This is a genomic window from Microcoleus anatoxicus (genome assembly GCF_042465725.1).
GTDB lineage: Bacteria > Cyanobacteriota > Cyanobacteriia > Cyanobacteriales > Microcoleaceae > Microcoleus > Microcoleus anatoxicus.
This window is the reverse complement of record NZ_CP120853.1, coordinates 5,037,296-5,057,026: the sequence shown is the minus strand read 5'-3', so window position 1 is coordinate 5,057,026 and position 19,731 is coordinate 5,037,296. Positions and strand designations below refer to the sequence as shown.

Here is a 19,731-nt window from a genome sequence, read left to right as displayed (position 1 = left end):
TTAGCCACGATAGCCTAAAGGCCCTCGGCGGACTGAGGTGAGAATCAACCTCAAATAAGGTAGCAGCCAATATATCGGCCACAATATATTTGTGTGCCGCTCTACGAGCACTTTCGACTCTTTGGGACTAAAACCTTTGGGTTGCATTACCTGTTTCCAGCGATCGAGCAAACTCATGTTCGGGTCTTCCCAGCAGTTACCCTCAGACGGGTTAGCCGAGCAGGTTCCGACGTATCCGGGAACTACCCAAACTGTACAATTTTGTTGCACCGATCGCAAACCGTAGTCAATATCTCCCATGCTGTGAATAAAAGCTGGGTCTAAGTTACCCACTAATTCAACTACCTCTCGCGGTATCAAAACGCAGTTGCCGTTCATTGTACTGCACTGTTGAGCTTCGGCGATCGGTTCCAGCAGACGAAAATGCAGAGGGTGCCACCAGCTAGTCCGCAACCAGCCCCCGTAAGTCAGCGCCCCAGTTGTCGCATCGCGAGTAGAACCCACTGCAATCGCTCGCCTGTGGCCTTGCTCGGCCAAGTTTCTGGAGGTTGCCAGCATAGTGTTCACAGCCGACGGTTCCAGTACAGTGTCATCGTTGAGCCAGAGGTAGTAGTCATAACCATGCTTCATCGCTTCCGCCAATCCTTGTCGCATTCCCCCATTCCAAAACAAATTCCCATCTCCGCCCAGCAATTTCACCTGGGGATAAGTCTCCTGCACCGCTTCGGGAGTACCATCAGTGCTGGCATCGTCCACTAAGTAGACCACCAGCAATACATCTGCTGGTAGTATCTGATTGAATAATGCCGCGAGACTAGCTAAGGTCTTTTGCTTGCGATTGTGGCAAGTTATGATTGTCGCTATAGTGCTGTGTGGTTTCATCAATCTATAATAGTTTCATTCAATATTATTGTAGTCTGGAAAAAATTATGAGGCAATTCCTCAAAAAAATAGCGTACCAAATGCTTAAGCCTCTGGGATTTGATGTCCCGCGAAAAGGCATGAGAACATCTATGTACGGTATGCTCGATCGGTTGATCGAGTTGGGTTTTCAACCAGAAACAGTTATAGATGTCGGCGTTGCCTACGGGACTTTTGAATTGTACGAAAAGTTTCCCACAACCAACTTCTTACTGGTAGAGCCTTTGATCGAATACGAGAAAAATTTAAAAGCAATTTGTCAAAAATACCATGCTCAGTATATCATGGCCGGAGCGGGCGCTCAAGCGGGAAATATTACGATTAATGTTCACCCTCAACTCTACGGATCTTCTACTCTTAACGAGTCAGAAGGCAGTCTGGCCGACGGTGTACCTAGAGAAATTCCTCTAGTTGTTCTCGATGATGTGTGCCGGGAAAAAAACTTAAAAGCCCCTTATTTATTGAAAATTGATGTCCAAGGTGCCGAGTTGAATGTTTTAGATGGCTGTCGTCAGATGCTTGAGGATACAGAAGTAATCATACTGGAAGTATCCCTGTTTCAATTCTTTGTTGGTGGCCCGCAATTATACGATGTTGTGAGTTATATGAAAGAGCGCGGATTCGTCACCTACGATATTTTTGGAGGTTACATCCGCCCTCTCGATGGAGCGTTGGCTCAGGTAGATATGGTGTTTGTTAAAGAAAACGGACTATTTAGAAAGTCTCATTTTTTTGCGACACCACAGCAGCGGAAACAGTTAGTTTAATTGGCTGCACTGTTGGCGGCGCTGGCGAGTTCAGAAAACAGCGACAAGTAGCGGCGAGCTTGTATGTCTGAGGTGAATTCTTGTTCGACTTTCTGGCGCGCCCTGGTGCAGAGTTTTTGGTGTCGATCGGGATTTTCTAGTACCCATGCAATACCTGTAGCTAAATCTTCTGTTTCATAAGGTTTAGCTAAGTAGCCATTGGAGCCATGCTCGATCAAATCTGGCATTCCCCCAATCTTGAATCCGACACTGGGGATGCCACAGGCGGCCGCTTCCATCACCGTATTCGGCAAATTATCGTAAACAGAAGGAGCCACAAAAACATCCGCTGCTGCATAAACTATTGCTAGGGAAACGTCATCAGCGAATTTTCCTAAGTAATGCGTGTTAAAACCAAGTTCAATCGGATTGGCTGCTCCCGAAGAGCCAAAAACTAGCAACTGTATGCGATCGTTCCAGCCAGATTTACTGAGACTTTGCAAAGCCGGTACCAGCAAGTTAAATCCTTTCCACCGATCGCCCGTACCGCTAGCACCGCCAAAGAGTACAATTTGTTTATCTTGAGGTAAATTCAGGATTTCTCTAGCCCATTGCCGGTTGATGGGTTTGTACTTTTGAGTATTAATCCCATTCGGAATTACCTCAACTCGCTCGTCTTTAAACAGAGCACTAGAACTAGCACATTTCGCCAGCCAAGCACTAGGGCTAACCAAAGTTAAGTTAAGATTTTTCCAAGCTTTCGCTTTCCTGTGCCACACCCAACGCGACAAATCCCCATCCTTGCTGCTGTGGAGTTGGTGACAGCTACCGCAAGATTCAGTATAGCGATCGCACTCTTCGCTATAGTGACATCCACCCGTGAAAGGCCACATATCATGGAGAGTCCAGACTAGGGGCTTATTAAACTTCGGAATGGTTTCTACTTGCATATACCCGCCACAAACCCAGTGCAAATTAATAATATCTGGTTGGATTTTGGCAACCTTCGCAGCCAGGGAGTCCGGCAACCATTGAGGAGAAAATATGGCGGGATTTCTCTGAGGATAAAGCCGTAATGGAGCATTTGATATAGTCGAAATAATCTTATCAAACTTGTTGGCTACCCCATCCTGTGACACAATGACATTTGCATCCCCACTTATCTTATTTTTCACCAGCATTTGGGAAGACACCCCAATCCCCTGCAAACCTGCGTGCAGTCTATAAGCTGCGCGGGCTGCACCACCGACCGTATCAGAACTATTAAGAACTACAACCTTCATCTACCTTGCCTGTCCTCTAGATTTAGAACGTCTAATGCGATCGGATTTGTGTCAACACTTTATGGACTTTTTTTTGTATCTTCTTTAGCAGCGGCGGATCGTAATCATACAAAGTATTTTGAGTAAAATTATCTGCTTGGGCGTCCCGAATTGCAAAGGGTGGGTGTTTCAACGGAAATGTTAGGGCTTCCGCTGCCATATTATTATATGGACTGGTGACATCCCCCGTGTGAGTTCCCCCCGTACCGTGTCCGATGTTAGAAGCTAAATTGACATTAGCTAGAATATTCATACCATTTTGAATAAAGCTAGCAAAAGCCCACTGGAAATCCCAAGTATCTATCTTTTTTTCATAACAAAGCTCAAAAGTATTTGTCCAAACTTTTACTGCTTGCGGATCTCCCAGTACATCCGCCAAAAAATTACCATCGCGAATTTCCGGCCACAACTTCATATCTAAATCGTAGTGCTGCCAAGCTCGTCTCCAAGTCGCCCAACTCCAGCAGTGATTGTAGCGAGAAAAGTAGTAGCTGTAATCAGTTCTTTTTCGCCCAAACTGAACATTTTGACCGGAGATTGACATGATTCGGCGATCGTCTCGGTAGCGATCGAGCAATTCTTCAGCGAAACGGAAAAATGTCGGATGAGGTAAACAGTCATCCTCAATAATAATCGCCTCTTCCACCATCTCAAACACCCAATTGATACCGCTGGAAACCCGTAGCCGACACCCCAGATTTACGTCAGCATAATTTTTCAATACTTCGCAGTCCCAATCTACTCGCTCAATAATGGCACGAACGCGATCGCAATCTCGGTCTTCCCCCAGTCTATCTGCGCGGGGTCCGTCCGCAACTACTAACAGTTTCGGTGGCTTGACTTTGCGAATTTCTGCAAACACCCTTTCGGTTTCTTCCGGGCGTTTAAAAATAATAAATGCGACGGGAGTTTTCAATTGCCAATCCAACATTTAAATTCTCTACTATAATTTTAATTCACAACATCAGCAGTCATGTAGGATTTAAACTCAGAAAAATTCAGAACCATCACAGTCGCTATGAATGCCAGTGTATCATTTTTCGTCTGATACGGCAAAAATCTATAGCGACCAGAAGCCATTCTTGGGTTGCTTTCTTGGTAGATAATATCTTGAGCCAAGTTACCCCAGCGCTCATCTATTAAATCAATAGTCATGCCCGCATGGCCAGAAGGCAGTAGCATATTAGAGCCGTGCAGACCAATTACTAAACGGCTTTCTGCATACAAGTGGCATATTTCCTGTTCAATTTTTTGATTAAAACTATCCACCCTATAATCTTTAATCCATTCTGGGAAATTAGTTGTTGTCCCCAGACCAGCCACTGCAAATTTAGCCGCTGGTATCTGCAACCTGATTTTCTTAAATACTTCCTGAATCATCAAATTTTGGAGCCATAGCGCAATTTTTTGACCCTTCAGCTTTCGCAAAACTCGGAACAAAAAACGATTAACTAACAAACGATCTTCGCGCCAGATAAACGTAATTTTGATTTCTTCTCCCTCAAAATTGTGTTTGGGCACCCTCGTAAACCTGGTGATGTCAAACCGACTCGGATGAGAATAGGCTTCGCTGACATAAATCTCCTCAAAACGTTTAGTTTCTTCCTGCACAAACTCCGCAAAGCTGGGATAATAATCGAGACCATTTTTTAAAGAGATAGGTACTGTCCAGACTTCCGCCACTCCTTCGGGAACCATCCACCTTAAAAACTTAGGGACGATCGTAATTAGCCCAAATTCCGGCTGGGAATCCAAGTGTCTTTCTGCATTGAGTAACTTTAACAGGGAGTGACCGTAAAGATAGTCAATACAGTTTAAGATGATTACCCGATCGCACTTCTTAAAAATTTCTTTGGTGATTTCAAGTTTCTCATGTCTCGGATTTTGGAGTGAATGGAGTAAGGGTTTTCCTAACCATTCTCCCATCCTATTATCCCCAGACAAAATCTCTCCTTTTGCTAAATCAACTTGAATGGATGTGTGAGACCCATGACCAACTCTCAAAACATCAATTATTTCAGTCTCAGAGTCCTTTAACTTAGATTTCAGACAAATTTGAATCCCCTGCCATAGGACCTCGATGGGTGTGAGAGCAGCACCTGTTCTGGGACAATTGGATTGCTGCTGAATGTCGGGTTTGATTTTAATCATTTTATTAATCCAATTATCCTAAAACCCGCTTTGTACAAATTAAGCGATTTCCAAATTAATTTACCAAAAGGCCGCAATTCCTTAATCATGAAATTGACTAAAATAATCACATAGAAATAAGTAATCAGAGTAGCTACCGTTGCACCCAACGCTCCATAATTAGGAATCAGAAACCAGTTTAACCCCACATTAAAAATGGAGCCGATGACTGTCAAGTACAGACTGTATCGCAACTGCCCCTCTATCGTAAAATAGGTGTTGCGCGCCACCCCAAAGTTACTCCCAAATTGCGCCCAAACATAGATGGCCAGTACCGCTGCTGAACTACTATACTTGTCACCGTAAAGCACCTTGACTATCCAAGGAGAAAGCAATGAAATTGGGAGTGCCACTCCCAACCATAGTATCATCATACTATCACAGTAAATTTGAAATTTATTCATGTATTCTTCATAATTTTTATCTCTTAAATTAGCTAATTTGGGAAAAATAGATGAAGATATAATCATCGGCAAAAAATCGCAAATTTCGGAAATCTTAACCGCCGCAGCATAATATCCCAGTTCAGCATTTTTATTCATCCCACCCAGCATGAGCTGATCGGTTTTTGAGTACAAAAAAACTGCAAAGGCAGACAACATAATCGGCCAACTTTCCCGCAGTAGTTCCTTGCCCCTAGACCAACTGAATTGCCAATCCTGAATTTTATTTCCCGTAAGCTTATAACAATATAAATAGGCCATGCCGACGATCGCCACCTCTATCAAGCGAATGGCTGCGAAGGCAAGTAGTGGTGCCCCCAGCAGTACCAATCCAATTCTGACTCCGGCAACTAACAAACAGACTGAATTCTTGGCCACCACTGTATATTTTGACTGGACTTGGGACTCAAACCAAAAATTTATCGTCTCAAAAGCTTGAAATACCGTCCCGGCTGCGATCAAGCCCACTAACCAGCGAGTCAGAGTGTCATTCGGCTTGAATAGGGAAATCATCACCACAGTTAACAACAGAGTGATGCAGCCACCAGTAAATTGCATCGCGAAGGCTGTCCCCAGGGTTTCGTTTTTGCATTCAGGATTGCGAGCGATATCGCGGATGACGATACCACCCAATCCCATGGTTGCTACCGAACTAAAGACGGAAACAAAGGCGATCGAGTAGTTGAGCAATCCAAATTGCACTGGCCCCAGATAGCGTGCCACCCAAAGCCCTACGATCAAACCCAAAGCCATCTGCAAAATTTGGTCAGTGAACAGCCACGCCAGATTCACGAGTACCTGACGAAGACCAGGCCCGATTTTTTGACTGGCCACTGCGAGTTTATCTAACATTAGAAAGTTTTGAGTCCTTAAATAGATAAATCTGTTGGTTGAGACTTCGATATTCAATTTAAAATCACCCTCTTCTAGGGAGTTTATCATAACCTTTCGCACTCATCAACCATTTATTGAAAAACTTTTAGCTGTTCTCCTATAGTTTTTTCAATACTCACATACAGGCAATAGTATCATTTACCAAACCCAGAGTAGTAATAATACCATAGAGCGTACCTCTACTCCTCGGTCAAATTTTAAACTTAATCTAGATTGAGTTTGAATCCCGATGGAGACCCAACTCCCGTTAGTCCCTAAGCTGGGGCATAGATGAAGATTTGGCACTATCTATACTGAGCCTAACAGTCAGTATCACGTAGCCCAGCCAGACATCCCCAATCTCACCTATAGAACCTTCCGTTATATTATTTAAAATAATAAACACTAAGTAAATAATTGGGATTCCCGATTGAGATAGCGGGCGGCGACTCAGTTCTCTGACAGCAAAAATTAAATTAGTTAACAGAGAAACTAAAATTAGAATCATGCCTGGATAACCAAAAGAAAGCAAAATTGATATGGCACCATTGTGAGCCGTTTTGGGCTGAAACCCATTGGTCGTATATATAAAATAAGCTGGGGTTTGCTCTCCGACTTCATCTTGTTGAAAAAATCCATCAAATCCATAGCCAAACCAAGGACGCTGATTGGCTGCATCGATTAATTTTGGCCAGAATTCCGTGCGTCCAGTCAAGGTCAAATCCTTTCCCAAGCCTCCCACAACAATGGACTCTAAGTTATCGATAATATAAACGCTGGCAATGATTCCCAGCACCGTAAATCCGACAATAGAAGTAAAGGCCCATTGAAATTTTAATTTACTCAAAAAACTTAGTGATGATACTACAACTATGAGCATCAAACTATTAACTAAAGAACCGCCAGAGCTAGTAGCTCTCACCAAATAAAAGGAAAAAAACATTAATCCCAGAGCTATCCAGCGTTCTTTCTGAGTTTTAGCACCTTGGGAATAGTGAAGATACCAAAGTGCTGTACATATAACCATGATGCTACCGAAAGCATTTTTGTGACCCGTAATTCCGGCAAATTCCCGTCCCACATTCGGGCGTCGCAAAAAACTAACTATAGCGAGGGAGGTATAGCCCGCTCGCAGTAACCCCGATAGCTCATGCCACTCATATCGTGAACCTATATAAAAACTAACAATTGTAAAACCTGTAAATGCCATTCCTGCTTTTAGTGTAATATCAGGAACTAGCGACCAAAGTGTCGATGTAATTGGCAACAAAAAGTACACAAAACCCGCAGGGTTTCTCAATATTAATGATGACAAACCTTCCACAAATTGCTTGTTTAAAAATTTGACTAATCTGCTACATAAAAGAAATGCAATCCATGGATAAAAAAGAAAAGGAATTTGATAAATAATTCCTTTTTCTGCTTCAGCAATATTTACAAAATGCAGGTAATTAAAAGGAGGTAAATTGACGTGAGGAGATACGAATATGTACAAAATAGTAAACCATCTTTCTAAAGTAAGACCAATTTTTTTTTGACTAGCTATCTGAAAGATGAAGAGAGTAAGAATAAATACGCTCAATCCTAATATAATTAGCAACAAATTATTGCTGAGAATTAGTTCCTTAATTATTTTGGCCATAAATATATTTGTTTGAGTTCTAAGAGGTTCAAATTTGAGATTTGAGATTGGGAATTAAAGAAGTGTTAATTAACTGGCGAGGGAATGTCGCTTGAGTGAGAAGTGCTATAGATTGTAGATTGCTTGAGCCCTATCAAAAATCCTCTCGCCTCTGACTCTCTCCACCTCTAACACCACCATAGACAATATAGATGCACAACCGCCCGTCTGCCATAAACAAGGCATTTCCATGATGAGCGATTAAACTGGTGAAAGATGCTAGTAATCAAATAGGTAGCCTGTGGTTAACAATGATTTTCCTAAACAAATAACCCTGTCCGTATTGAGTTTAACCTTGTGGACGATCGCCTGCACGAGTATGATTTCCCTAGGACTCCCAGAGAGTGCTACGGCGCAAGTCCGATTACGTCCCGGTGCAGCCACCACATCCCCTACAGGGTTGAGGAGATCCCCGGAAAGCTATAAACTAGGTGGAGGCGATCGCATCCAAGTAGAAATACTGGAAGTACCCGAACTCACCCGCGGCTACGAAGTTCTCTCAGACGGTTCTGTCAACCTACCCCTAATCGGTTTAATATCAATCCGTGGTCAGACCTTAGTAGAAGCCACCACTATTATCCGCAACGCCTACCGTCGCGTCCTCAAAGACCCGATAGTCACAGTCAGCCTCGTCGCCGCCCGCCCCCTCAACGTCGGCGTCATCGGAGAAGTCACCAGGCCCGGAAACTTCACCATCAGCCTCGCTTCAGGGCCTGGTGTAACACCCTCAGTCCAATACCCAACCGTTACTCAAGCCATCAAACTCGCTGAAGGTGTCACTGGTGTCGCCGACATCCGTAACATCCGTGTCCGCCGGCCCCAACCCGACGGTCCAGACCAAGTGCTCAACGTCAATCTGTGGAAATTCTTGCAGGAAGGAGACATCTCTCAAGACATCATTTTGCAAGACAGAGACACCATTGTGATTCCCACCGTCACCAACTTCAACCAAGCAGAAGCACGCCAATTCGCGACCGCCAACTTTTCCCCACCCCCAGAAAAACCCAGATCCATCTCCATAGTCGGCCAAGTCACCAGCCCTGGAGCTTACGTCGTCATTGGTGGGAACACCACCAACGGCCTGAGCCGGGAAGGATTCCCCACCGTCATCAGGGCTATTCAGCTAGCCGGTGGCATCACTTCAGAGGCAGATATCCGTCAAATTCAAGTCCGTCGCATCACCAGAAAAGGCGAACAAATTATCCCAGTTAACCTGTGGCAATTCCTAGAGTCCGGCGACGGGTCCCAAGATACCATCCTCCAGCAAGGAGATACGATCGTCGTTCCTAAAGCAACTATCGTCAACCCCGCCGAAGCCGGTCTCTTGGCTAACGTTAACTTTGCTCCCCCCGCCATCAATGTTTTTGTGGTAGGAGAAGTCAGAACTCCTCTGGAACCCATCAAGTTGCCGGCCAATGCTACCTTGAATCAGGCTTTGCTCTCTAGAGGATTTTTTGGCTACGAAAACAGCAGAGCTACTAGAGAAACTGTTGACCTAATTCGTCTCAATACTGACGGTACCGCCACTAAACGCACGATCGAAGTCGATTTAACTCAAGGAATTAATGAGGAAAAAAATCCTCAACTCCGCAACAACGATACGATCGTAGTCTCGCGCAGCGGTCTCATCAAATTCGTAGACCGTATGAATACAGTCCTTGGGCCCTTAGGCCCTGCTACCGGAGTGTTAAATTTTCTCAACCTGATCCGCTCTATATTCCGATGAGCAGGTATTGGGCAAAATTCCAGAAACTCCTAATTTCGCGATCGGGCCCGATCGCTCGGTTAGAATAAACTAAGAAATATAATTTTCCCGGAGTTGTGGCACTGTAGTATCTGGAATATCAACCTCTAAAATATCGGTAGCATCTTAAATATCAACCTCTATAATACACAGACTGAATATGGATACCAGAAAAGATTACCAACCGTTCCTACCAAAATCTAATGGTCAATTGTCTCCCTTGTCTGCTCATAACTACAGAGATAAGTTTGAAGAAATAGAAGAAGAAAAACTAGACTTATCTTGGCTATTTGGGGTGGTACGTCGCCGCCTCCTAGTAATGGTAGTAACCAGCATTGCTTTGAGTTCCCTGGTGGGAGTGGCGATCCTCAAAAACTCTAAAAACATTACCATCGACTATGAAGGCTCGTTTTCCTTGTTGGTAGAACCAGCTACCGCTGAAGGTTTACTATCCAAACAATTAGATAATACCGTAGCTGCTGACTTAGCTAAAATCAATATAGAAGGGATTAGTTTAGTAGATTATGAAACGCAAATTAGGATTTTACGCAGTCCCAGAATGATGCGACCAGTGCTACAAAAAATGCGGATATTGTATCCTAATATTACCTACAATGACCTCATGTCAAAAATATCAATAAACCGGATTAGCTATGAAAAAGATGGCAAACAGCAAGGGACAAAAATTTTAGAAATTAAGTACAAAGATTCAAATCCCAAAAGAATTTATGCTGTATTGGATCAAGTTTCTAAAGCTTATTTAGAGTACAGTTTGCAACAGCGACTAACAGGTATTAATCAAGGAATTAAGTTTATAGATATGGAGATGCCGAAGCTCCGAGAAAGAGTCGAAGTTTTGCAACTACAAGTTCAAAAACTGCGTCAGCAGAGCAACTTGTTTGACCCCCAGCTAGAAGGAAAATCTCTGTCAGAACAAGTTCAGAGCATTCGGGGACAGCAAGCCACACTCCAAGTACAGTTAAAAGGGATGCGAACTGTCTACCAAAATTATCAAAAACTACTGGAACAGAATAACCCCGTTGGCATATTAATCACCCAAGGACAAGCTTACGCAGGATTATTAGGTGAAATCCAAAAAGTTGACTCAGAAACTTCCCTAAAATTAGCTCAGTACAGAGAGGACAGCTTGCCGATTTTAGCACTCAAAAAAACGAGGCAAGAACTAATATTAACAGCAAGTCAACAAGCTAAAGAAGTGGTGATGAAAAATTTGAACAGCCAAATCCAAGAAATTGAATCACGAATTTTGGCAATGAATCAGTTACAAAAACAAATGAATCAAAAAAATAGAGAATTTTCCTTGACAACTAGAGAATACGACAACTTACAGCAAGAACTGCTAGTGGTGACTAAAAGTTTGTCCGACTTTTTGGCAAAACGAGAAGCTTTGCGGATAGATGCGGCTCAGCAGCAAATACCTTGGGTACTAATTAACCCTCCAGAAATCCCCTTAGATAAATTCGGAAAATATATAACTTCAACGGTCAAACAAACTCGCAAACAGTTAGTCCTAGCAGTGGTTTTAAGTAGTTTGCTGGGGATAGCGATTGGGTTACTGGTGGAGGTACTCAATAATGTGTTCCATACTCCTGAATCCTTGAGAATGGCAACAAAGTTTCCCATAATTGGAGTAATCCCATTGACGAAAAGAATCAAGCGTCGCTCTCCAGTTAGAACCAGGAAGCTGACTTCGGTCAAAGCAAAAAATGCTCAGCCAGTCGATGCTAAACCTCCTACTCGGAGCCTGGAAGGTACGGGTATTTTTAGCGATTCCGACTATAAATTCTTAGAAGCATTTCGATCGCTCTACACCAACATTAACTTGCTAAGTGCCGACAGGCCAATTCGATCGCTCCTAGTCAGTTCCGCCTTAGACGCAGACGGAAAATCGACAGTAGCCCTGCACCTAGCGGCCACCGCCGCCGCCGTCGGGCAGAGAGTATTATTAGTAGATGCAGATTTGCGTTCGCCGCAACTGCACATTAAGTTAGGGCTACCAAACCTGCGGGGGCTGAGCGAAGTCATCTCTACAGACCTCAGTCTTAACGAAGTCATTCAGCGCTCCCCCTCCGAGGAAAACCTGTTCGTACTCACCGCAGGTCAAATTCCTCCCGATCCGATTAAGTTTCTCTCCTCCAAAAAAATGCAGTATCTGATGGAGCAATTTGAAGCATTTTTTGACTTAGTGATTTACGACTCGCCTCCTCTAGTCGGCTTGGCAGACGCCCACTTGATCGCGGCTCACACTGAAGGTACGGTATTGGTGGTGAAAATTGCCAAAACCGACCGAGCCCAAGTTACCAAAGTCTTGGAAGAATTAAAAATTTCAGGAGCTTCCGTCTTGGGAATGGTTGCTAACGGCTTAAAAAGTTCAGGTCAAAATTACCGCCAGCGCCCAGCAGTTATAGATGCCATCTACGAGCAAAAACTACCCGTTTTAGAGCAAAAAAATAATAATTGACCATTTGTGCTCTCATCCGAGTGCTGCCTTTAGTCTGGGGTCATGGACTATTGCCACGAAACCGAAAACCAAACTAAATCAGCAATTTTTGACAAAAGTACCATTTAAGAAAGAAAATGATAGACTAACGAACATAGGATGGTATGTCAAGCGAGATTCCGCGAATGTTTAATTTAGCGCTAATCCTGAAAAACATGATTGGGAAATGAGCAAAAGTGGGTAAACTAAATCCTAAAGAGCAAAATTTCAATCAAGCTAACATACCTTTTATTGTGAACGTTTCAACCCAGAAACTTGGTAAGGACTATTTTATGAGTACAGTTATGGTTGTTGATGATAGCGTAACTCTGCGGGAGATGATCGCTGACTTGCTCAAAGGTAGAGGACTGAACGTCACGGTAGCTAGTGATGGCGTAGAAGCTCTAGAGCAAATTAAGACAAATCGCCCAGATTTGGTCGTTTTGGATATCGTGATGCCCCGGATGAATGGCTATGAAGTTTGTCGCCGACTCAAAAGTGACCCAAAAACTCAGAGTTTGCCAGTGGTAATGTGTTCGAGCAAAAGTGAGGAGTTCGATCGCTACTGGGGTATGAAACAAGGCGCCGACGCTTACATTGCTAAGCCCTTTCACCCCCAGGAATTGGTAGGCACCATCAAGCAACTGTTGCGGGCTTAGGCTTAAGGTGATAACCACAGGCAAAATCGTGTTCGGTATTTCCCATTTTTTTTCCGATTGTGGGACTTATACCCAATTATCCCCTGTCTTCAGGTCCATATTCACCTTAGTGTGGTGCTATGAAATTACCTTCAGAATTTTTGAGTCTGAACTCTACCCTGATGGCTTAGATGAGGATTGAGGCAACAACATCCTAAACTACTCGATTGACGATCGTCCAAACATCGCCGTCCGATCGCACGTAAGGAACAGAAATACTTTTAAAACCTGTAATAAAAGGCTTGTAATATACCTGCCAATAAGTAGGGCTGATTTTGTCGGCGATCGCCTTAAGCCCTTTCACCTCCTGCGCCAATTCCGCAGCCAATTCATTAATCCGTTCAGCATGAATGCGAGCGAGATTTCTGCCCTCTTGCACTTGTTGTTCCATGGGACTTAATTTGCGCACTTGAACCGAGTGGTTTTCCATTTGACTCAATTGAGCAGACAAAGCTGCGATCGCATCATCTATCCCCTTGACTTCTGCCGACACTTGTGCTGTTTCCCTTGCGTGACGGCGGTAAGCATCGGCGATGGCTTGAGGGGAATCACATACTGGGGCGATCGCGGCAATACTAATCTGCTGGCGCTCCCGTCGTAGCGTTTGAATTTGAGAGCAAATTGCCTCTATTTCTGCCTGAAGTTTGTCCACCTAACTACCATATTTTTTGAGTATTTTAACATTTTAACCTAAGCCATAGCAAGACTGAATATCAGGTACCAGATTTCTCGAAGAAGTCCGATACCTAGACATTATATTGTTTTACGGTGCCGCTCAAAAAGACGAGGGAGAGTGGAACTAAAAACCAAAAATTACCCAACAGCAACAATACTTCTGTGCAAAATACGCTCGATCGCATCCTCCACCACCTTATCCGGTGTCGAAGCACCAGAAGTCACACCCACCACAATCTTACCCTCCGGCAACCAGCCTTCAGCGATCGCTAAATCATCCCCCAAAGGCTTGTGTTCGATCCGATTGCCTGGTAGGATGCGTTCTGCAGAATCAATGTGATAAGACGGAATAGCGCGATCGACCGCAATTTCCTGCAAGTGAGTAGTATTAGAAGAATTAAAACCCCCAATGACCACCATCAAATCCAACTTTTCCTCAACCAAACTCAACATAGCATCTTGGCGTTCTTGAGTAGCATCACAAATAGTATTAAAACTCAAAAAATGGTCGTTCAACTTATCCGGTCCAAACTTACGCATCATAGTCTTTTCAAACAACTTACCAATCTGCTCCGTCTCTGTTTTGAGCATAGTAGTTTGGTTAGCAATACCAACCCGTGCTAAATCCACATCCGGGTCAAAACCAGCCGAATAAGCCTTGCTAAACTTCGCCAAAAACTCATGGCGATCGCCACCATCGATGATATAATCGCTGACATATTCAGCTTGTTCCAAATTCAGAACAATCAAATATTTATCAGCAAAAGAACTCGTCGCCACAGTTTCTTCATGCTTGTACTGACCGTGAATAATCGAAGTATAATCCTTCTTTTTGTGCTTTTCAACAGTATTCCAAACCTTAGAAACCCAAGGACAAGTTGTATCAACAATCTTGCAGCCCTTATCATTAAGCAACTGCATTTCTTGAACGCTAGCCCCAAAAGCAGGTAAAATTACCACATCACCACTATCCACCACCGAAAAATCCTTTTCACCTGAATTAACAGCAATAAAACCAACTGCCATATCCCGCAAATGTTGATTCACAGAAGGATTATGAATAATCTCATTAGTAATCCAAATCCGTTCTGTAGGGAAATGTTGACGAGTTTCGTAAGCAATAGCTACAGCGCGTTCCACACCCCAGCAAAAACCAAAAGCCTCGGCCAACCGAATAGTGACATCCCCGCGTTCCAGCCTGTAATTATTGTCCCGAATTTCCTGAATCAGACTGCTTTGATAAGCCGTTTGCATCACCTGCGTAACCTCAGCTTCATGACCAAAGCCCTTACGGTGGTAATTTTCCGACTGTTGTAGCGATCGCTTAAAAGCTTTAGTATCCATGGCGTGTCTATTTCAAATTAAGGTTAATTACCTTTAATTTTAGAACGGGTGGGGTGCGATCGGGACGATCGGCCGATCGAAGGGAAGAGGGGATATGATATTTGTACGATCGACGGATTGAAAGGAAAGAAGGAATGAACCACGAAGACACGAAGGACGCGAAGGAAGAAGAAAGAAGAATTAGACAACTGGGCGAACAGGTAGAACAGTTAGCCTATAGAGCGATTGGAGCGGCGATTGAGGTGCATCGGCTGACGGGGCCAGGATTTTTAGAGTCAGTGTACCAGGAATCCTTAGAAATTGAATTTCGGATACGGGGGATACCTTGTCAACCTAAAAAGCCAGTAGCAATAACCTACAAAGGTTATCCAGTAGGCAAAGGTCAATTAGACTTTCTGGTTGGGGATATCCTAATTGTCGAACTAAAAGCTGTCGAAAAGCTAACTCCCATCCATGAAGCCCAAGTTATCTCCTATCTTAAAATGACCAAAAACAGCCTAGGCCTTCTGATCAACTTCAACGTTCCGATCCTCAAAGAAGGCATCAAACGCATAATTCTCACATCTTAACCCTTCCTCCTCTTCCTTCTTCGCGCTCTTGGCGTCTTCGCGGTTCATTAAAAAAAACTTAAAAAAAAGCGCCAAAAGAGGGAAGAACGACTCAACCGCGAAGACGCGAAGGACACGAAGGAAGAAGAAAGAGACACTTGGGCGAACAAGTAGAACAGCAACGCATCAATCTCTCCTTTCAACCTTCTTCCTCCTCTTCCTTCTTCGCGCTCTTCGCGTCTTCGCGGTTCATTAAAAAAAACTTAAAAAAAAGCGCCAAAAGAGGGAAGAACGACTCAACCGCGAAGACGCGAAGGACACGAAGGAAGAAGAAAGAGACACTTGGGCGAACAAGTAGAACAGCAACGCATCAATCTCTCCTTTCAACCTTCTTCCTCCTCTTCCTTCTTCGCGCTCTTCGCGTCTTCGCGGTTCGTTAAAAAAAACTTAAAAAAAAGCGCCAAAAGAGGGAAGAACGACTCAACCGCGAAGACGCGAAGGACACGAAGGAAGAAGAAAGAAACACTTGGGCGAACAAGTAGAACAGCAACGCATCAATCTCTCCTTTCAACCTTCTTCCTCCTCTTCCTTCTTCGCGCTCTTCGCGTCTTCGCGGTTCGTTAAAAAAAACTTAAAAAAAAGCGCCAAAAGAGGGAAGAACGACTCAACCGCGAAGACGCGAAGGACACGAAGGAAGAAGAAAGAAACACTTGGGCGAACAAGTAGAACAGCAACGCATCAATCTCTCCTTTCAACCTTCTTCCTCCTCTTCCTTCTTCGCGCTCTTCGCGTCTTCGCGGTTCGTTAAAAAAAACTTAAAAAAAAGCGCCAAAAGAGGGAAGAACGACTCAACCGCGAAGACGCGAAGGACACGAAGGAAGAAGAAAGAAACACTTGGGCGAACAAGTAGAACAGCAACGCATCAATCTCTCCTTTCAACCTTCTTCCTCCTCTTCCTTCTTCGCGCTCTTCGCGTCTTCGCGGTTCGTTAAAAAAAACTTAAAAAAAAGCGCCAAAAGAGGGAAGAACGACTCAACCGCGAAGACGCGAAGGACACGAAGGAAGAAGAAAGAAACACTTGGGCGAACAAGTAGAACAGCAACGCATCAATCTCTCCTTTCAACCTTCTTCCTCCTCTTCCTTCTTCGCGCTCTTGGCGTCTTCGCGGTTCGTTAAAAAAAACTTAAAAAAAAGCCTAGAGACGCAGATACCTGCGTCTCTAGGCTAAAGTCGATCGAACTGAGCTAAAAAATCAGCTTCCCACCTTCTTGGGCGCAAAAGGAGAACCTGACTCAAAGGCACTAAAACCACCAGCAAAATCCTCGCCGTAGGCTTCTTCACCGTGTTGACCAATATCCAAACCTTGGTCTTCAGCAGAGGAAGGCACTCGCAATTCCATAAACTGTCCCAGAAGTTTCAGGATCAAAAAAGTACCAACCGCAGCAAAAACATAAGTAGCTATAACACTGAGGAATTGAATTCCCAGTAGCCCAGGATTGCCGAACAGCAGCCCATCATTTCCGGCTGAGTTAACGGCTTTAGTCGCAAACACGCCTGTCAGCAGCGCGCCCACAGTCCCGCCAAGACCGTGTACTGGGTAGGTATCCAAAGTATCATCAAATCCCAGTTTCACCCGCAAGCTAACGGCAAAGAAGCAACACACCGCAGTGATAGAACCGATCATGAGCGCCCCAATGGGAAGGACGAAACCAGCAGCAGGAGTGATGCCCACCAATCCCGCCAGGAAACCGCTAGCAATGCCCACGGCTGTAGGTTTGCCTCGGAGTACCCATTCCAAAATTGTCCAAGTTAAGCCGCCTGCTGCTGTAGAAATCATCGTGGTGACAAAAGCTACAGTTGCCAAGGAGCCAGAACCCAGAGCACTACCGCCGTTGAAGCCAAACCATCCGAACCACAGCATTCCAATTCCTAGCAACACGTAGGGGACGTTGTGAGGGGTATGGGGTTTGTTCAAATGGTCTTTGCGAGGTCCAATTACCCAAGCTGCGACTACGGCAGACACGCCGGAACTGATGTGTACTACGGTGCCACCGGCAAAGTCGAGGGAGCCGATCGCCCCCAGCCAGCCTCTACCCCAAACCCAGTGGGCTAAGGGAGAGTAGATGAAGGTGGACCACAGTAGTACGAACCAGAAATAGGTTTTAAAGGTGACTCGTTCGACGATCGCCCCAGAAATCAATGCTGGAGTGATGATGGCGAACATCATCTGATAAACCATGAATACTTGGTGAGGAATTGTCGGTGCGTAGCCGACGGGATCGATTTTGTCGGCTGTGACACCGTTCAAAAACATCCAGTCTAAGCCCCCGATGAAGCTTTCGAGTCCTGTGCCAAATTCCGGGGCTTTGATGGATACATCAAAGGCTAAGCTGTAACCCCACAGCGTCCAGGTGACGCCGATCATTCCCATCATCACCAAACTCATCATCATGGTGTTGAGGACGTTGCGCGATCGCACCAGTCCTCCATAGAAAAATGCTAGTCCAGGTGTCATGAACAGCACCATTGCTGAGGAAACTAGCATCCAAGCTGTATCGCCAGTGTCGATCGGGTTTGGTTCAGCAACAGCAGCAGCAGGGGCAGTGTCTTGAGCTAAGGCATTATTCATCAGTGGCCCGCTCAACAGCCACATGGCAATTAGTCCGATCTTTAAACTTTTTTTGAACACGTTAGTGTTACCTCTAATACTCAGTAATTTGCAGAGTTGACCGAGCCGATTTTAGATGTGAGGATGTTAGATGCAATAGTTATTTGGTTTTAAGATCCTGTATGAGTGGAACAAATCTTAAATAGATAATTCCCGCTCCTCAATTTTCCAACTGCTGATAGGCAGACTCATCTAAAATCGTCAATCTTTCGCCCCAAATTTAGTGACTTTTGGATTGCACCATTTGTGACCTTGGTTTTTCTGTATCTAGATATACTAAATTTTCTGGTCTTATATTTTTTTAATCATCCACTGGTACTTGACATCACCCCTGACTAGGGAGTAATAACGGCCGAGATGGGAAATGGGGGATAATTGGGAAAATATTAGTCTTGAGTAATCACCCATAACCCATCACTAATAACTCATAACTAATTTTTTAACTGGATCTGACCAAAAAGTTGCAATGCCGATCGCCACACTAAATAACCTCGATCGTTGAGGTGCAGCCCATCTGTGCTGAGTTCGGTTAATAGGTTGCCGTCGGCATCTGTAAACATGGGGTGCAAATCCAAATACAAGACATTTTCCGAAATTGCAATTTCTTTCAATCGCCGATTGATTTCCCGAATCCGACTATTAGAAATAGCTAACAGTCGATCGCGATTTTCCCAAGTAGCTTGTTCCCCGCTATGGGGCAAAATCGATTGCACCACCACTTGTGCCTTGGGATGAGCCCACCGCAAATCCCGAATAATCTGTCGTTGGTTGTCCAAAATCCCTTCATCCCTCGCCCCCCGCAGCAAATCGTTAATCCCGATCATCACAAACACGGTATCCGGCTGAGTGCGATCGAATAACTGTAACCGCTTGAGCAAACCCACTGAAGTTTCTCCCGAAATTCCCTGATTCAGCCAAGTTCGATCGATGGGCAACAGTTTCGTCGGAAACCACATACTCAAAGAATCCCCAGCCAAAACACTCAGCCTGGAGGGTGGATTTACTGCCACCGCCTCAGCTTCCCTCCCTAATTGTGTTACCCACTGCTGGTAAGTCCACTTATGTCGCTGTCCCACCATCGGCCCATCGGAGACAGATTTGAGGAGATTTTGCTGGCGCATTTGTTCATCAACCCTAGCAGCACTAACGGCTGCACTGGCTGGGGAGCTTTCTGACAAGTTTTGTCCCCCCAGCACAAGCTGAGCTACAGTGACTATCAGTATCCCGTTTGTCAACAGAGATAGCCAAGCCCAAAAGGGAACTCTTTGAGATCGTTCCCTTGCGAATATGAGCCGTTGACTCTTCCGTCCGCTAAATCCTCCAAACTTCTCCATAAACTCAGGCGATTTGCAGGCACCACAACAAATAATTGGCACGC

15 protein-coding genes are annotated in these 19,731 nt (G+C 44.5%); 5 read left to right on the top strand and 10 right to left on the bottom strand.

The window, feature by feature from the left end:
- Entirely contained in the window at nucleotides 1-882 is an 882-nt protein-coding gene (locus tag P2A85_RS21865) for a glycosyltransferase family 2 protein (RefSeq protein ID WP_377475480.1), read from the bottom strand.
- Nucleotides 883-1,001: 119 nt separating this feature from the next.
- Between P2A85_RS21865 and P2A85_RS21860 the strand changes: the two genes are divergently transcribed.
- Nucleotides 1,002-1,688, top strand: coding sequence for an FkbM family methyltransferase (locus P2A85_RS21860; RefSeq protein ID WP_377475478.1), 687 nt, complete (start codon nucleotides 1,002-1,004; stop codon nucleotides 1,686-1,688).
- Here the strand turns inward: P2A85_RS21860 and P2A85_RS21855 are convergent.
- From P2A85_RS21855 to P2A85_RS21835, 5 genes are all read right to left on the bottom strand, one after another.
- A complete protein-coding gene (locus tag P2A85_RS21855; RefSeq protein ID WP_377475476.1) occupies nucleotides 1,685-2,950 on the bottom strand; it encodes a glycosyltransferase family 4 protein in 1,266 nt (421 codons plus the stop codon). The two genes, P2A85_RS21860 and P2A85_RS21855, sit on opposite strands and share 4 nt — an antisense overlap.
- A 31-nt stretch (nucleotides 2,951-2,981) precedes the next feature.
- On the bottom strand, nucleotides 2,982-3,920 hold the full coding sequence (locus tag P2A85_RS21850) for a glycosyltransferase family 2 protein (RefSeq protein ID WP_371117624.1): 939 nt from the start codon (nucleotides 3,918-3,920) through the stop codon (nucleotides 2,982-2,984).
- A 20-nt stretch (nucleotides 3,921-3,940) separates the two neighbouring features.
- Nucleotides 3,941-5,140: a hypothetical protein gene (locus P2A85_RS21845; RefSeq protein WP_377475474.1), complete on the bottom strand. Its 1,200-nt coding sequence runs from the start codon at nucleotides 5,138-5,140 to the stop codon at nucleotides 3,941-3,943.
- Entirely contained in the window at nucleotides 5,137-6,474 is a 1,338-nt protein-coding gene (locus P2A85_RS21840) for a flippase (RefSeq protein ID WP_377475472.1), read from the bottom strand. Before P2A85_RS21840 ends, P2A85_RS21845 begins: the two co-directional genes overlap by 4 nt.
- A 289-nt stretch (nucleotides 6,475-6,763) precedes the next feature.
- On the bottom strand, nucleotides 6,764-8,137 hold the full coding sequence (locus P2A85_RS21835; protein WP_377475470.1) for an O-antigen ligase family protein: 1,374 nt from the start codon (nucleotides 8,135-8,137) through the stop codon (nucleotides 6,764-6,766).
- Nucleotides 8,138-8,417: 280 nt separating this feature from the next.
- Between P2A85_RS21835 and P2A85_RS21830 the strand changes: the two genes are divergently transcribed.
- The 3 genes from P2A85_RS21830 (at nucleotide 8,418) to P2A85_RS21820 (ending at nucleotide 13,079) form a co-directional block, all read left to right on the top strand.
- On the top strand, nucleotides 8,418-9,902 hold the full coding sequence (locus tag P2A85_RS21830; protein WP_377475468.1) for a polysaccharide biosynthesis/export family protein: 1,485 nt from the start codon (nucleotides 8,418-8,420) through the stop codon (nucleotides 9,900-9,902).
- 178 nt (nucleotides 9,903-10,080) lie between these two features.
- Complete coding sequence (locus tag P2A85_RS21825) at nucleotides 10,081-12,402, top strand: GumC family protein (protein ID WP_377475467.1); 2,322 nt, start codon at nucleotides 10,081-10,083, stop codon at nucleotides 12,400-12,402.
- Nucleotides 12,403-12,713: 311 nt separating this feature from the next.
- The gene (locus P2A85_RS21820; RefSeq protein ID WP_340522932.1) at nucleotides 12,714-13,079 is read left to right on the top strand and encodes a response regulator transcription factor; all 366 of its coding nucleotides are present in this window, start codon (nucleotides 12,714-12,716) and stop codon (nucleotides 13,077-13,079) included.
- A gap of 193 nt (nucleotides 13,080-13,272) precedes the next feature.
- Here the strand turns inward: P2A85_RS21820 and P2A85_RS21815 are convergent, their stop codons facing one another.
- Together P2A85_RS21815 and P2A85_RS21810 are read right to left on the bottom strand one after the other, a co-directional pair.
- Nucleotides 13,273-13,770, bottom strand: coding sequence for a hypothetical protein (locus P2A85_RS21815; RefSeq protein WP_377475466.1), 498 nt, complete (start codon nucleotides 13,768-13,770; stop codon nucleotides 13,273-13,275).
- Between the two features lie 161 nt (nucleotides 13,771-13,931).
- Nucleotides 13,932-15,137 carry a 4-hydroxy-3-methylbut-2-enyl diphosphate reductase gene (locus P2A85_RS21810; protein WP_377475465.1) on the bottom strand — a complete coding sequence of 402 codons (1,206 nt, stop codon included), beginning with the start codon at nucleotides 15,135-15,137 and terminating at the stop codon, nucleotides 13,932-13,934.
- A 134-nt stretch (nucleotides 15,138-15,271) separates the two neighbouring features.
- On the opposite strand from P2A85_RS21810, the gene P2A85_RS21805 reads away from it, so the two are divergent.
- Nucleotides 15,272-15,706 (top strand): GxxExxY protein, encoded by a 435-nt coding sequence (locus tag P2A85_RS21805; protein WP_340522938.1) that lies wholly within the window; start codon nucleotides 15,272-15,274, stop codon nucleotides 15,704-15,706.
- 1,231 nt (nucleotides 15,707-16,937) lie between these two features.
- Here P2A85_RS21805 and P2A85_RS21800 read toward each other — a convergent pair.
- Together P2A85_RS21800 and P2A85_RS21795 are read right to left on the bottom strand one after the other, a co-directional pair.
- Entirely contained in the window at nucleotides 16,938-18,374 is a 1,437-nt protein-coding gene (locus tag P2A85_RS21800) for an ammonium transporter (protein WP_377475463.1), read from the bottom strand.
- 410 nt (nucleotides 18,375-18,784) lie between these two features.
- Nucleotides 18,785-19,687 carry an SGNH/GDSL hydrolase family protein gene (locus P2A85_RS21795; RefSeq protein WP_377475462.1) on the bottom strand — a complete coding sequence of 301 codons (903 nt, stop codon included), beginning with the start codon at nucleotides 19,685-19,687 and terminating at the stop codon, nucleotides 18,785-18,787.
- Nucleotides 19,688-19,731: the final 44 nt, after the last annotated feature.

Coding starts and splice junctions, on each gene's coding strand:
- P2A85_RS21845 (WP_377475474.1), bottom strand. CDS start 5,140: ATGATTAAAATCAAACCCGACATTCAGCAGCAATCCAATTGTCCCAGA.
- P2A85_RS21840 (WP_377475472.1), bottom strand. CDS start 6,474: ATGTTAGATAAACTCGCAGTGGCCAGTCAAAAAATCGGGCCTGGTCTT.
- P2A85_RS21835 (WP_377475470.1), bottom strand. CDS start 8,137: ATGGCCAAAATAATTAAGGAACTAATTCTCAGCAATAATTTGTTGCTA.
- P2A85_RS21820 (WP_340522932.1), top strand. CDS start 12,714: ATGAGTACAGTTATGGTTGTTGATGATAGCGTAACTCTGCGGGAGATG.
- P2A85_RS21850 (WP_371117624.1), bottom strand. CDS start 3,920: ATGTTGGATTGGCAATTGAAAACTCCCGTCGCATTTATTATTTTTAAA.
- P2A85_RS21810 (WP_377475465.1), bottom strand. CDS start 15,137: ATGGATACTAAAGCTTTTAAGCGATCGCTACAACAGTCGGAAAATTAC.
- P2A85_RS21860 (WP_377475478.1), top strand. CDS start 1,002: ATGAGAACATCTATGTACGGTATGCTCGATCGGTTGATCGAGTTGGGT.
- P2A85_RS21795 (WP_377475462.1), bottom strand. CDS start 19,687: ATGGAGAAGTTTGGAGGATTTAGCGGACGGAAGAGTCAACGGCTCATA.
- P2A85_RS21865 (WP_377475480.1), bottom strand. CDS start 882: ATGAAACCACACAGCACTATAGCGACAATCATAACTTGCCACAATCGC.
- P2A85_RS21855 (WP_377475476.1), bottom strand. CDS start 2,950: ATGAAGGTTGTAGTTCTTAATAGTTCTGATACGGTCGGTGGTGCAGCC.
- P2A85_RS21825 (WP_377475467.1), top strand. CDS start 10,081: ATGGATACCAGAAAAGATTACCAACCGTTCCTACCAAAATCTAATGGT.
- P2A85_RS21805 (WP_340522938.1), top strand. CDS start 15,272: ATGAACCACGAAGACACGAAGGACGCGAAGGAAGAAGAAAGAAGAATT.